At 43.1% G+C, this 13945-nt stretch carries 10 protein-coding genes; 9 read left to right on the plus strand and 1 reads right to left on the minus strand.

What is annotated here, in order from left to right; genetic code table 11:
• Positions 1-286 precede the first annotated feature (286 nt).
• The 5 genes from cobJ to cbiD are packed head-to-tail and all read left to right on the plus strand — an operon-like array spanning position 287 to position 7324.
• Positions 287-1693: a precorrin-3B C(17)-methyltransferase gene (cobJ, locus tag QYZ87_06980; protein ID MDN4754270.1), complete on the plus strand. Its 1407-nt coding sequence runs from the start codon at positions 287-289 to the stop codon at positions 1691-1693.
• A 20-nt stretch (positions 1694-1713) separates the two neighbouring features.
• The gene (gene cbiE, locus QYZ87_06985) at positions 1714-2904 is read left to right on the plus strand and encodes a precorrin-6y C5,15-methyltransferase (decarboxylating) subunit CbiE (protein MDN4754271.1); all 1191 of its coding nucleotides are present in this window, start codon (positions 1714-1716) and stop codon (positions 2902-2904) included.
• 31 nt (positions 2905-2935) lie between these two features.
• The gene (gene cobM / locus QYZ87_06990; GenBank protein ID MDN4754272.1) at positions 2936-4756 is read left to right on the plus strand and encodes a precorrin-4 C(11)-methyltransferase; all 1821 of its coding nucleotides are present in this window, start codon (positions 2936-2938) and stop codon (positions 4754-4756) included.
• A gap of 3 nt (positions 4757-4759) precedes the next feature.
• On the plus strand, positions 4760-5479 hold the full coding sequence (gene cobI, locus QYZ87_06995; protein MDN4754273.1) for a precorrin-2 C(20)-methyltransferase: 720 nt from the start codon (positions 4760-4762) through the stop codon (positions 5477-5479).
• A 3-nt stretch (positions 5480-5482) separates the two neighbouring features.
• The gene (gene cbiD / locus QYZ87_07000) at positions 5483-7324 is read left to right on the plus strand and encodes a cobalt-precorrin-5B (C(1))-methyltransferase CbiD (GenBank protein ID MDN4754274.1); all 1842 of its coding nucleotides are present in this window, start codon (positions 5483-5485) and stop codon (positions 7322-7324) included.
• 294 nt (positions 7325-7618) lie between these two features.
• On the opposite strand, the gene QYZ87_07005 is transcribed toward cbiD, so the two are convergent.
• Complete coding sequence (locus tag QYZ87_07005; GenBank protein MDN4754275.1) at positions 7619-8761, minus strand: IS256 family transposase; 1143 nt, start codon at positions 8759-8761, stop codon at positions 7619-7621.
• Positions 8762-9500: 739 nt separating this feature from the next.
• Between QYZ87_07005 and QYZ87_07010 the strand changes: the two genes are divergently transcribed.
• The 4 genes from QYZ87_07010 (at position 9501) to QYZ87_07025 (ending at position 13930) form a co-directional block, all read left to right on the plus strand.
• Positions 9501-9989: an Lrp/AsnC ligand binding domain-containing protein gene (locus tag QYZ87_07010; protein ID MDN4754276.1), complete on the plus strand. Its 489-nt coding sequence runs from the start codon at positions 9501-9503 to the stop codon at positions 9987-9989.
• Positions 9990-10043: 54 nt separating this feature from the next.
• Complete coding sequence (locus QYZ87_07015) at positions 10044-10847, plus strand: PD-(D/E)XK nuclease family protein (GenBank protein MDN4754277.1); 804 nt, start codon at positions 10044-10046, stop codon at positions 10845-10847.
• A 507-nt stretch (positions 10848-11354) separates the two neighbouring features.
• Positions 11355-11729: an FtsL-like putative cell division protein gene (locus tag QYZ87_07020; protein ID MDN4754278.1), complete on the plus strand. Its 375-nt coding sequence runs from the start codon at positions 11355-11357 to the stop codon at positions 11727-11729.
• 23 nt (positions 11730-11752) lie between these two features.
• Positions 11753-13930, plus strand: coding sequence for a penicillin-binding protein (locus QYZ87_07025; GenBank protein ID MDN4754279.1), 2178 nt, complete (start codon positions 11753-11755; stop codon positions 13928-13930).
• Positions 13931-13945 lie beyond the last annotated feature (15 nt).

Genomic DNA, 13945 nt, shown 5'->3' on the forward strand with positions numbered 1-13945 from the left:
TTGCCGTAGTATCCACTCACACCACAACTACTTAAGAGCAGCATAAGAATCAATAAGATTCCAAATTTTTTACTTTCCATCATACAAATAAATATATCAAGTGAACTTACTCATTTACAATTTAGATGCATTTTCCACTGAAAGGTTAATTGTCCAGTGCTTATTGAGAATATGATTATTCTTTTTACAAAGAATCAGCTAAATATTGTCGCTGAAATTTGATAACTTTGCTAATGGGGCGAGGAGCAACTTATTTATTAGGAACCAAGACGAAAAAATCAATATAATGTCGAAAGGAAAAATCATCATAGCGGGCATAGGCCCTGGATCAAAAGAGGACATAACACCTGCCGTACTAGAGGCTGTCGCAACCTCTGACGTGATAGTGGGATACAAATATTACTTCCAGTTTATTTCAGCTGTCATCAGACCTGATGCTGAGTGCATCGATACAGGCATGAAGAAGGAAAGAGAGCGTGCAGAAGAGGCCTTCTTAAAAGCAGAAATGGGGAAAACTGTCTGTGTCATTAGCTCCGGAGATGCTGGTATCTATGGCATGGCTCCATTAGTGTATGAGATGCGTGAAGAGAGACAAAGCGACATTGACCTTGAGGTACTACCTGGGATCAGTGCTTTCCAAAAAGCCGCCGCTCTACTGGGGGCTCCTATTGGTCACGACTTCTGCATCATCTCCCTCTCAGACTTACTAACTCCATGGGATAAGATTGAGCAGAGGATTATAGCTGCTGCACAGGCGGATTTTGTGACCGCTATTTACAATCCAAAAAGCAAAGGACGTTTTTGGCAGCTCTATCGACTCCAAGAACTCTTCCTGCATGACCGCTCACCTGAAACACCTGTAGGCATAGTACGCCAAGCTGGCAGGGAAGAGCAGGAGGTCACTGTGACGACTCTCGGAGAATTTGACCCTGAGGTTGCAGATATGTTTACCATCGTACTGATTGGTAATTCACAAAGCAAATTAGTAAATGGTAAATTTGTAACACCTCGTGGTTATTATGGCTCTAAGAAGAAGGAGTCAGAGAAAATTGGGCAGGACATTATGATCCGCAGCTTCAAGACCATTGAGAGTGAACTCCAAAATAAAGACATTCCACTTGGGAAAAAGTGGGCTCTACTACACGCGATCCACACAACAGCCGACTTCGAGATGGAGAAGGTGGTGATGACTGATGAAAATGCCGTTGAGACTCTTCACGAAGCCTTCGCGACGAAGAAGGTAAGACATATTATCTCTGACGTTACGATGGTTGTATCAGGGATCCGAAAGGGAGCCCTCAGCCGTATGGATATTGAGGCCATGTGCTACCTTCACGATCCTAGGGTAGCAGAACTGGCTGAAAAAGCAAAGATCACTAGGACTCAAGCAGGTATCAGGCTAGCAGTTGAGGAGCATCCCGATGCCCTATTTGTATTTGGAAATGCCCCTACTGCCTTAATTGAGCTATGTGATTTGATTCGTAAGGGTAAGGCGAAACCTACTGGTATTATAGCCGCTCCTGTTGGCTTCGTAAATGTACGAGAGTCCAAACACATGGTAAAACCATTCAAAGATATCCCTAAGATTATAGTAGAGGGTCGAAAGGGTGGTAGCAACTTAGCTGCAACCTTGGTTAACTCTATCCTAACATTTGATTCTGCTGCAGCCCTTCGTCCTGGCGAAGATATGTAATAAGAAAGGAGTAATAAGTGATGAAAATCCATTTGATAGGGCTTGATGACAACCGAGAGCAGCACTTTTCCCCAGAGGTTAATGAGCTAATAGCTCGTCAGCACTTCTTCTCTGGCGGAGTACGGCATTATGAGATTATGAAGCCTTATCTCCCAGCTAGGCATACATGGGTACCGATTACGGTGCCTCTAGATAATGTTTTTTCTCAGTATGAGGGGGCTGATGAGATCGTTATCTTTGCCTCAGGCGACCCTCTTTTCTTTGGCTTTGGGAACACTGTCTTACGACGATTACCAGATGCTGACGTTAAGCTATACCCCTACTTCAATTCTCTACAGCTATTAGCACATAGACTCTTGCTACCATATCAGGACATGCACATTGTTTCGCTTACTGGCCGGCCATGGCAGAAGCTAGATGAAGCTCTTATTATGGGTTATGAAAAGATAGGCGTGCTGACGGACAATAAACTTCATACGCCCTCTACCATAGCAGCACGTCTCCTCGAATACGGATATGATAACTATCGAATAGCAGTCGGAGAACTACTAGGCAATAGCGAAAAGGAGCGGGTGACGGAATGGAACTTGGATGAAGTGGTGGGCAAATCATTTGAATACCCCAATAACTTAATCCTACAACGCACCCGAGAGAGAGCTCGCCCTTTTGGTATCCCAGAGGGAGACTTTCATTTACTCAATGGGAGAGCAAAGATGATTACGAAGATGCCGATAAGATTGCTTTCCATGAGTATGCTAGATCTCCGTTATCGTAAAGTCTTTTGGGATGTTGGTTTCTGCACCGGATCGGTCTCGATAGAGGCAAAGCTCCAATTTCCTCATCTTCAGATTATCTCTTTTGAGAAACGGCCGGAGGGCGAGAAGCTACTACAGGATAACGCCTCCCTCTTCGGAACACCAGGTATAGAGGGTGTCATAGGAGACTTTTCAGAGCTAGATCTCTCAGACTACCCTGCTCCTGATGCTGTCTTTATTGGCGGACATGGCGGAAAAATGGCTGAGATTATGAAGCAGATAGCATCCCGACTGAAGGATGGCGGGAATATTGTTTTCAACTCCGTTTCCGAGCAGAGCAGACAGATGTTTATTGACGCATTAGAGCCTAATGGGCTAAAGCTTACAGCCTCCACATTGATTAAGATAGATGATCACAACATCATCGAAGTGATGAAGGCGGAACATAAGAATTGACACATAACATATTACACGACTATTATAAATAATGAACTCACCTATTGCCCTAATCCTCGTTTCGGAATCAGCTATTCAGTTAGCAAGGACCATACAGAGAGAGCTCCCAGAGGTGGAGATCTACTCCAAGAACCTAATAGAGGGGACACAGCAAATAAGCTCCATCTCTGATGCCGTAGCAGAGCTTTTTCCAAAAGTAGATGCTCTTATCTTCATCGGTGCTATGGGGATATGTATCAGAAGTATAGCTCCACATGTCACAGACAAGCATCATGACCCTGCCGTCATCAATATTGATAGTAATGGACAGCATGCGATATCTGTGCTTTCAGGACATGTGGGAGGTGCCAACGACCTTACTACCAGAGTGGCTCGGATCATCGGAGCACAGGAAGTGATCACTACACAAAGTGACACGAGTGGGTTATGGGCTTTGGATACGATAGGTCAGAAATTTGGGTGGCGCACCTCAACGACCGCTGAGAACTTTAATCAGCCATTGACCCTCTTCGTGAATAAAAAGCCCACTGCTTTACTCTTTGACATACACGACGAAGGCACAAAGTATCTAGAGAGGACAAAACCAGAACATGTGACAATAGTTTCGGATATCAAGGAAATAGATTTTTCTAAATTCGAGCTCCTCATTACGGTTACCCCATTTCTATACAATAACTACCCCATCCCTGTTATCTACTTCCACCCAGCTGTACTACATATGGGCATTGGTTGTCGCAAGATGTGTGAGCCGAGGGGAATTGCTACTTATATCGATCGCCAGTTACAGAAGCTGAGATTAGCAAAAGAGTCCATCGCATCTATTTCTACCATTGAGCTCAAAAAAGATGAGCCTCTACTAAAAGAGCTTTCCACCTATTTTAATGCTCCTGCACATATTTACACCTCAGAGGAACTAGATATGATACAGGTGCCCAATCCTTCACAGAAAGTGGAAGACACCACAGGCTCTGCTAGCGTATCCGAAGCTGCAGCCATAAGGGCATCAGGGCTAGGGGCTTTAATTGTGGAGAAGCAGAAAGGGGTCCTCAGCGAAGGCAATAACTTCACCTTTGCAGTAGCTTACGCTCGCTCAGCTATCAGAAGCGGACATATTGAGATCGTGGGGGCAGGGCCAGGAGATCCTGAGCTCGTTTCCGTTAAGGGTAAGTATTTCTTAGAGCGTGCTGACCTCATCTTATATGCTGGTAGCTTAGTACCGATTGAGCTCACCCATTATGCCAAACCTGGTGCAACTGTTCGTAGCTCGGCTGATATGGCACTTGAGGAGCAGTTCGAGATCATGAAGTACTTTTATGACCAAGGAAAATTGATTGTAAGGCTACATACAGGAGACCCATGTATCTATGGAGCTATTCAAGAACAGATGGCTCTCTTCGATACTCATAATATGTCCTACCATATCACACCAGGAATCTCCTCATTCCAAGCAGCCGCCGCGGCCCTACGTTCACAATTTACGATTCCAGAAAAGGTACAGACCATCATCCTCACTAGAGGTGAAGGACGTACCCCTATGCCAAAATTAGAGAAGTTGCACCTACTGGCTCGCTCTCAGAGCACCATGTGTATCTTCCTAAGTGCATCTATCGTAGATAAGGTGCAGAAAGATCTCCTCGTCCACTACCCACCAACAACACCTGTAGCAGCATGTTACAAACTGACATGGAAGGACGAAAAGATATTCAGAGGTCAGTTGAAAGACCTTGCTAAGATTGTGAAAGATAATAACCTCACCCTAACCACCATGATTGTAGTAGGCGATGCTATCGACAATCGTCAAGGGCTATCACACCTGTATTCGGATGACTTTAAACACATTTTCAGAAAATAATATATGGATACTCATACCAATCATTCAGCTCCAGTTATCACCTGTGTATCTCTAGGACCAGGAGAAGCGGAACTTATTACAATCAAGGGATTACGTGCCCTACAAGCGGCGGACTTAATATATTGCCCAGGAACCAAGGTAGCCTCTCGCTCCAATCAGATTCTACAAGAACTAGGAATTGAGGAGGAAAAGATTGTCCCATTCCAAATCACGATGAGCAAAGACCGCTCTATTGCCAAAAAAGAGTACGAGGCTGTAGCACAAGAAATGCTCATTAAGGCAAGACAAGGTAAGCATGTAGCCATCGTAGCTGAGGGCGACTCTGGATTTTACTCAACAGCTCGATACATCACAGACATCATCAATGCTGACTCAGAAATCTCATTGGCAGTCGTTCCTGGTGTACCAGCATTCATTGCTTGCGGAGCTAGAGCTGGCATCCACGTTGTGAAGCAAGAGGAGACACTCATGGTGCTGACAACAGATCTTACGGTAGAGAATATTAGGGAGGGGCTCCGAAAGAACCGCTCCATGGTAGTCATGAAGCTATCTCAGAATAAGGAGGCTGTCAAGGAAGCTATCAAGACTATACCAGAGGCTGAATTTCATTATTTTGAGAACGTTGGCCTACCTGATAGAGAGTACTATACGGCAGACCGTGATGAGATTGCAGCAAGAGAAATACCATACTTCTCTATTCTTATCATTAAGAATAAGGACTAAATAATGAAGAAAGAGGTAGAAGAACTAACTGGTACCATCCTAATCATTGGCGGTACGACAGAGGGAAGAGTTGCAGTAAAAGTATGCGATGAATCTGGCAGACGCTTCTTCTACTCTACTAAAAATAGCTCTCAAGAGGTTGAAAGCGTTCATGGAGAAAGGATTACGGGCGGCCTAGATGAGATAGGCATGCCCGAATTTTGTCGGACTCATCATATTATCTTAATTATTGATGCTGCTCATCCATTTGCCCAGAATGTCCACAGTAACATTGGCAAGACAGCTTCTGCCCTTCAAATTCCAGTTATACGACTAGAACGACAGTTTCCAAAGCCTCCAAAAGGGCTGAATTGGTTTGATGACTACGATGGGGCCATCCACTATATGGAAGAACAGGGGATAACCTCTCTTCTGGCTCTATCTGGAGTTAATACCATTGCTAAACTCAAGGACTACTGGCAGAAATACCCCACTTACTTTCGGATCATGAAGCGGGAAGAATCTCTGGCGATTGTACATCGAAATAGATTCCCTCTTGAGCAAATTATCTTCTATGACGACGAACAAGACGACAAGGCTCTCTTCGCTCGATTGAAGCCACAAGCCATCCTAACAAAAGAGAGTGGTGAGACTGGCGGATTCACGGAAAAGGTTACGACAGCCACCTCCATGGGCATCCCTGTACTGGTCATACGACGACCACCTCTTCCCTACTCCGCTACCGCAACGGTATATGGGAGGCACGGACTACGAAGACAGATAGAGCTCATCATACCCGATTTCTATCAGCTCAAAACAGGATACACTACAGGAAGCTGTGCAACAGCTGCAACCAAAGCGGCCATCACCCAATTACTCTCTGGCTCCTCTATTGATGAAGTGGAGATAGAATTACCAGACGGAGAGCCCTACTACATCAAGATAGAAAAGACCGAAACGGAAGATAATGGGAGCGTAACATCCACCGTCATTAAATACTCTGGAGATGACCCAGACGTCACACACCAAGCTGAGATTTGCTCTAACGTCAGGCTCAACCCTGCTCACCAAGAGGTCCGTTTCCTCCAAGGCATAGGTGTCGGAAAAGTAACACTACCAGGATTAGGCCTAGAAATCGGAGGACCAGCGATAAATAAAACACCGAGGGCGATGATGACCCATGCCGTTCAAGAGGTCTTAGAAGAATATGGAGAGTCCCCATCATGTGGTATAGATATAACTATCTCTGTCCCAAAAGGGGAAGAATTGGCAAAAAAGACCTTCAACCCCAAGTTAGGAATTGTTGGAGGTATCTCGATTGTTGGCACCTCTGGGATTATTCGCCCCTTCTCCAGCGAAGCCTTTGTTAATTCTATCCGCCGTGAAGTTCAGGTCGCTAAGGCACTAAACGTCCAGCGACTCGTACTAAACTCAGGTGCAAAAAGTGAAAAATACCTCAAGGATCTATACCCCGACCTCGCCTCCCAAGCCTTTGTCCAATATGGCAACTTCATCGGGGAGTCACTAAATGTTGCTAATGAGGAGGGAATAAAAAAGGTCACTCTAGGCATCATGCTCGGGAAGGCCGTGAAATTAGCAGAAGGCATTCTAGACACGCACAGCAAAAAATCTACGATGAATAAAGAATTCATCAAATCTATTGCCAAAGCTGCCTCATGTCCTGACACCGTTTTAGAGAAGATAGACCAACTTAACTTAGCACGTGAGCTATGGGAAATCATTCCGGACACCCAACATGACTTTTATCAATTAATAAAAGCCCACTGTTACGATGTAACCGCACCCCTCCTACCAGATGGGGATCTAACCATACTACTCATCACAGACAAGGGGGAGTTACTGTAAATATACCAATGGGGCTTTGTTAATCACGTACACGCATTCAGTGAGTATCATTTCATGAAAATCACTCAGAAGATGCTTTTTAATATCCTCTGGTAGTATCCCAAAAAGTGTGTACAGCAGAATGCGTCTCTGAAAAGCAAACCTACATATTTTTTCGCTTTGTTTTCCATAAACATTAAAGATAGACCAATAAAGAATTAAGGCAAGGCTGTCGTAGCACCGCGGAGACACCGCCTTGCCGTATTCTTTTAGGTTGATATCTTTGTGTTGGAAAATAAAGCACATTGTTGTTATTTACTTTTCATTGTTCTTCCTAAGTCCAAGAGTTAGATCTCCTATTCTTTTCTTCAGATAGGTTGCATTGATTGCAATACTACCTATCAAGTGTAGAGCGGATTCTACGCTAGGTAATGCACATTTATATCGAGCCCCTTTCTTTACCTGTCTATTGAAGCGTTCTATCCAGTTAGTACTATGAATGTACTTGCGAACACTGACGTCGTATTTTAGGTATGTGAAGTAATACTCTATCCTCTGACCGTTAGCTATTTTTGTGAGAAAAGGATAGCTCTTACGCCATCTGAACGCAAAGTTTTTAAAGCTCTCTAGGCCATCTAAAGGTGAGCTTCTTGAGCCGTCTTTACTAAAGACCTCCTGTAGATCACTTGCGATGGCTGACTTATCTCGAGGGCGTATCTTTCGAGTTATTTCTCGCTGTAAATGAACGGTACAAAGCTGTACGTCTACTTCTGTAAAGTGCTCTCGAGCAACCTCTTCAATGTTATTCAGACCATCTGAAATAATCAATCCCACCTCCTCTAATCCTCGGCTTTTTAGATCCTCAAAAAACTCGCCCCAGATGCCGCTTCCCTCTGTTGGATTATTATAGACACCCACGATGTCTCGACGTCCTTCGCTATCTAAACTCATCACTACAAAAAATGCCTCCTTGCTCACACTTTCTCCTCTCCGTACAGGAAGATATGTAGCATCGATAACAAGTGCCTCTAAAGTCCTCGGTAGACGTCTTTGACGCCACTCTTCTACTGCTTCTTGGGTCGATAAGGAGAGACGATTGATTTGACTCGTACTATAACGTTTACCATACAAACGCTCGAATACTCCAGAGATATCCTCCATCGTATTACCGCAGCTATATAGATAACCTGCTAGTTCTCCCATCTCTTTCTCTTGATCTTTGAGAACGCCTAAAATCAAGGGCATGAAGCCCTGCTGTCGAGTTCGGGGTACTCGTAATTCTAGCATATTACCACTCGCAAAGATGCGACGGGAGCGGTATCCATTGCTCACATCGCCACTATCTTCTTTATACAGTTCCCTCTCCCCTTGCATCGCTATTTCGATGATTAACTCCATTAAACGGCCAACTCCATTTGGCTCTGTCATCACGTTTGATAGAATTTCCTTAAATTGCATTTGTGTAAGTCTCATCTTCTTGTTTATCTTTTGTTTTTAACTTTTCAAAGATAACATTCTTGGGACTTACACACTTTTTGGGGACAGTATCTATCCTCTTGACCATTCGTAAGCTATATCCGACAACCAAACCAAGGATGTATCACACATCATCAACACAAGACATAACTCTCTGATACAAAGCCATAAAAGCTATCATTTATCGATAATACAACCAGCCATCTAGAGAGTTATAGGCAAGAGGATATTTAGTTATATGAAAGAAAAAGGCTTCTCATAGGAAAAATATTTTTATCCTATAGGAAGAGGAACTGTTTCCAATACAAAGATTTTTCACTCTTCCCTAAGCCATCTCACTCCAAAAAGCCTACCATTTTGTTATCAGTATTCAATTTTTCTACAATAACCCATACATCATATAGATCTTACTAAAATCGATTACAGATTACGATCGCCCTCATAATACTTACTCTCAACTCAAACTCGTATTAAGAAACACTTTTTATTAGCACGGCTAAAGTATATTTCTATAACAGCACTATACAAATGCTAGTTTCAAATGCAGGTAAAATGTAATACACATCTAGGCATATACCTCTATTTTATTCTATTTTTATTACAAAAAACAGTAAAGTATAAGAAAGCAGCACGAGATACAAAAATTCCATCGTCAGAATGCTAACTTTTTGTTACCTTTGTAAGAGATTTTATTTACTAACCATATTAGAGATTATCGGTAATGAAAAAAGTTGACGACATAGATATTAAAATCCTAAATATGCTCATCCTAGATGCTCGTGTCCCATTTCAAGAGATAGCCAATCACTGCGGACTTTCTAGAGCAGCAATCCACCAACGGATCCAACGAATGAGCGGCAAGAAAATCATCCAAGGTAGCGGCTACCAGGTAGATTATGGGATGCTGGGGATGAAGACCTGCTCATACATCGGAATAGTACTTGAAAAAGGGTCACTATACGAAAGTGTATGTTCCGAACTCGATAGGATCCAAGAGATTGTAGAGTGTAACTTTACCACAGGTCCTTACAATATGTTGATAAAGCTATATGCTAGAGATAATGACCACTTAATGCAGATACTAAATGGTCAGATTCAGGGCATTACTGGTGTCCGATCTACAGAGACTCTAATATCCTTAAAGCAAAGCTTTTCTAGACCATACCTTCTAAGGGATGAACCCGTAGAAGAGGAAGAAACCGAAGAATAAATGCGTCAATAAACTAGGGGAGTGGGTAAATATTGACTTTATACCCAAATAATTATGACACACCAACCACTTGGGAGAGATTTTAATCAACAGCATGCTTATGAAAGAGATGCGAACCTCTCCTTTGATCCTGATTCGCACACATATACACACTTGGATAGTGAAAAGCCATTAACCTCCGTCACCAGTTTTATATCATCTTTTTTTGAAGAGTATGATCCATATTTCTGGATTAAGAAGGACACATCCTTGACACAAGAGGAGGTCCAAAAACGGATCAGCGAGCAAGATCAAAAAGGGTTCGTAGCACGTAATCTTGGCACTTTCATGCACACGCAGATAGAGAATTTCTTTTTGGGACAAGAAGCACAGAAAGAGATGGCTCTAGTTCATGACAATGGTATTCAGAGTAACTATAGTATCGAAAAGGAGCTACATTACTTTGAGGATTTCGTCACTGAACACCGCCCTATTCCCTATCGTACGGAGTGGATGATTTATGATGAAGATCTATGGCTAGCGGGGACGCTTGACCTCCTTGTTCAGGAGCCTAATGGATCATTTACGATATATGACTGGAAGCGATCTAGGCGAATGGGACGCGAGTATGGCACCGCCTTTTATCCTAACAACCGCAACTTCCACCAAAGCGGTAAAGGCTCGCTTAGCCACTTGGCTGACACCCCTTTCATACACGCTTCACTTCAGCAAAACTTATATCGCTATATACTAAAGTCAAAATATGACATCCATGTGGATAAGATGTATCTCGTTATTCTAAGTCCCACATTTAGCCGCTTTCATAAGATAGCTGTTCCAGACATGGATAATGAGGTGAAGTTAATGCTGAACATATAATTGCTTTTTTAATTCATATACGCAATAAACTCACTTCAGATAAAGAAGCAGACGATATTGAGAAAAAAATCACACCTAACGATGGGATTTTTTCTAGACTTAGCAGATATTTTATAATGATAAAGTATCTGCTAGTTATATAGAGCTACTTGATACGTCTAAGAGAATAACCCTACTATATCTTTATGAGGTGTATGTAGTGCTTTACTCGCAAATTTACTAACAGTCTCATAGAGAGATGAGTTGAGCGATGAATCAAATATAACTCCATATGACTGAGGGCGTAACTAGCTAAACAAAAATGATGCAGCATAACCCACATGCCAGACTGAACGCAGATGTTTAACATCATATACTCCGTCATAGTAGCATCACTTAGACCTCTATATTCATGCCATTTTTTCAAATAATCATCTAACGTTTTAATGATCCTAAAACGTTCGGCTATGTCATAAAAAAGGGTTATTTTTGTGAAATAGTAGATGTCTGTTATAACTATCACTACCCATGGCTTTATTCAAAAAAGAAACACCCGTTGCCCCCCAACAAGGAGGACAAGTCAACACTCGCGAAACAGTGGCCAAGTTTTGGGATGCTGTAGAGGGGCGTCGTATTGAAGATAAGCTCAATAATAAGTCTCTACGATGGGTTATGGCGACGGCTCTATTAGTCATTGCTATTATTTATATAAATTACCTAGGGATGTTTAAGGTAAGACAGCTATCTAATCTGAACAGAGAGCTGACGGAGCTAAGAATCGAAGAAATGACTATCAGTACAGAGCTGATGAATAGCAGAAGACTCTCAACGATAGAGGCACGATTAGAGGCAGAAGATATCAATATAGAGATATCTAAGACCTCACCAATCCTTATAAAGTAGCATCCAAAGAAAGAGTACAATAAATGAGTGATAGGAATCGTATCGACGAAAAAGCAAGAAAGGCCCGAGAAAAGAGGATAAATAAAGGCTGGACTGCTTATATCATTATTGGTAGCGTTTTTATTCTGCTGAGCATCGCAGCCATATTCAGGTTCATCAAAACGGCAACGATCGATGCTCCTAAGTGGAAAGAGATAGCAAAGCACCAATTCCCTGGACCAAAGATATCTAGTCCCATCAGAGGAAACATATACTCTGATGAGGGCATTCCATTGGCTATCTCCGTACCCCGGTATGAGGCTCGTATTGATTTTCAGGCCGGTGGCTTCACTTCATCCAGAGGGCATTCAGACTCTATCTTCCTCGCTGACGTCGATTCATTTGCTATTTGTCTCTCATCTGTGCTAAATGACCGCTCAGCTGCAAGCTACAAAAATGTCCTGATGAATGGCTACAAACAAAAAAACAGAGCCACTAGGATCATCAATAGAGAGATCACTCATATCGAGCTCAATAAGATCAAACAGAGTAAATATCTCCGCAATCGTGGAGCGAATACTACTGGGTTCTATACGGTACAGTACATAAGGAGAGTACGACCTTATGATAACCTTGCGAGCAGGACCGTGGGTGGACTACAGACAGACCCTGATAGCGTGGGCATTACTCACGGTAATAGTGGACTGGAACTAAGGTTTGACTCGCTCCTCTGTGGCAGGCCTGGATTAGATAGGATGGTACGAGTACCACCTCGTTTTGAGCGAGTGCCGATATACCCAGCAGTCGATGGGATGGATGTATATACGACCATAAATGTGGATATCCAAGACATCACAGAGCAAGCTCTGAGAAAAGAGGTTGAGGAATCTAATGCCGCCTGGGGTACAGCAATTGTCATGGAGGTCAAGACCGGAGCCATCAAAGCCCTTTCCAATCTGGATCGCTCTCATAGTGGATACTACTATGAATCAACCAACCATGCACTAGCAGACTTGATAGAACCTGGCTCTACTTTCAAGACGATATCTATGGTCGCAGCCCTGGAAACAGGTCGCATATCTCCTAATGACACCGTAGATGTAGGCAATGGTATCTATCAATATGCGAGAGGCTTGAGGATAAGAGACTGGAACGCCCACAGAGGGGGATACGGTAAGATCACGAGGTATGAAGTGATTTACAACTCCTCCAATGTCGGAACAGCACTCTCGGTACTTGAGGCCTTCGGTCAGGATCGTAGGCAGGACTATCTGGATCAGCTCAATAAGATGAACGTCTTTGACCAAATAAACTTTGAGATACCAGGAACAGCTAAACCTCGTTTTAAGCAAGATGTAGATACGTGGTCTAACTCCACGATGCCTTGGAGTTCCTTCGGATATGAAGTCCAAATGCCTCCTATATACACGCTTCGCTTCTACAATGCCATTGCCAATAATGGGGAAATGATGGAACCGTATCTAGTCAACGAGGTAAGTAATCACCATGGCAAACGTGCATACAGCAGAAAACCAACCGTTATCAATAAACAGATATTAAGCAAGAAAACCCTTGAGATTGCCAAGAAAATGCTTAGGGGTGTTGTTACGGAAGGTACCGGAAAGGGACTGAATTCCCCATACATCGAAATTGCAGGAAAGACAGGGACCGCTCTTATCTCTGGGCAAGGGGGGTATAGCGGGAGAGCCAACGTGACCTTCTGTGGTTACTTCCCTGCAAATGACCCGCTATACACATGTATAGTCACTGTAGGCAGACCAAATGTCAATTCAAGTGGAATACCGGGACGCGTACTTAAGGAGATTGCTGAAAAGATCGTTGCGAATAAAAAGCCCACACCACTGAAATCAGTGCAGGCTGATTCTCTTGCAAGCTTTCACCAAGACGTGGCTGCGGGGAATAGACGTGCTATTAAACAGAGTCTAAAGCTGACAGGCGTAGATGTAAATCATATTGACAAAAAGAGTGAATGGGTTAAGAAAGAAGATGATAACGTGGGGCAAACGTTTTCGGCGACACAACTCATCGAAAACTCTATGCCAGACCTTGTGGGAATGTCCGTGATGGATGCTATCTACCTCGCAGAATGCTCTGGATTACAAATTAGAGTTAAGGGTATAGGAGGGACTGTAAAGCATCAAAGCCTGAATGCAGGTAGCCGTATCTACAGAGGACAGGAAGTAACATTGACACTGAGATAAACAACTTAATACGAA

The organism is Porphyromonadaceae bacterium W3.11, assembly GCA_030434245.1.
Classification (GTDB): Bacteria; Bacteroidota; Bacteroidia; order Bacteroidales; family Porphyromonadaceae; genus Porphyromonas_A.